The sequence below is a fragment of the Acinetobacter sp. ANC_7553 genome (assembly GCF_056779895.1).
In genome coordinates this window covers 1-973 of the sequence record NZ_JBWYIV010000042.1, presented here as the reverse complement: position 1 = coordinate 973, position 973 = coordinate 1, and the positions used below count along the sequence as shown (strand labels likewise).

At 33.7% G+C, this 973-nt stretch carries 1 protein-coding gene; it reads right to left on the bottom strand.

Annotated features, from left to right (window positions below; genetic code table 11):
- Nucleotides 1-381: 381 nt before the first annotated feature.
- Nucleotides 382-648 carry a hypothetical protein gene (locus AC1M9I_RS14575; RefSeq protein WP_481611211.1) on the bottom strand — a complete coding sequence of 89 codons (267 nt, stop codon included), beginning with the start codon at nt 646-648 and terminating at the stop codon, nt 382-384.
- Nucleotides 649-973: the final 325 nt, after the last annotated feature.

Here is a 973-nt window from a genome sequence, read left to right as displayed (position 1 = left end):
AGATACGACCACATCAATTTAATGATGGCATCAGCCCTTGTGAGGCTGAACAAAAACTTAAAACTATGTCCAATATTTGTTGACCTCTACACTCCACGCTTGAACATGCAATGAGCGTTAGACGGATTAAACTTAATGTGAGTATGCTTTTCATTATATTCATGCTGTGTTCATTTATGCTTATTCTATTAATTTCACCTTTCTAGATTGTTGCTGTCTGTTTTATTTATGGTTACGTGCTTGTAAGATTTTCGCAGTAGTCGATTTGAATTTATATTCGATTCAGCATGACGAGTCTGTGTGAATGTGTTTTAATGCAGGCAGTATGAGATGAGCCTTATATGAGTATCACGTGAGTGGTACGACTAGCCCCGTAATTTTTTAATTACGGGGCTTTTTCATGGGCTTTCTTTTTCGGTAGATGACGGTTTCTCCATATTTTTGAAACACCCACTCTTTTGCTTGTTGGTCGGTGATGTTTTCAAACACATAGTAGTCATGATCCCATGCCTCTTGATGGAAAATAACCTTCTTCGTATAAGTTTCATTCTTTCCATTGGTCATACAAACAAAGCTGTCGCCTTGGTCTTTGACTTGAGTTCCGTTTAGGAAGCCACCGATACAGAGGAAACGGGATTGTGAGGACATTATAACTTTAACTTTTTTCAATCATTTTACAATGTGCGGATTAAATAATTTATTGAATGAGGAATAAAGTTCATTTAAGTAATTTTCAATAAAATACATGATATCAAATTTGACTTAATGTAGAGTTAAAATATAAATAGTATAAACAATTTATATGAATTCTAATTTATTTAAAATTTAATATATTAAGCAATTTTAAAATTCTCCATGTACTCTTTTCCTTTATTTTCTAATGGCTTTGTTGCACAAAGCTATTCTTAAGGGCTTCTTCAGCCATATAATTTTCAAATGAAGAAGCCTGCACACAAAATCTACCGCACAACCA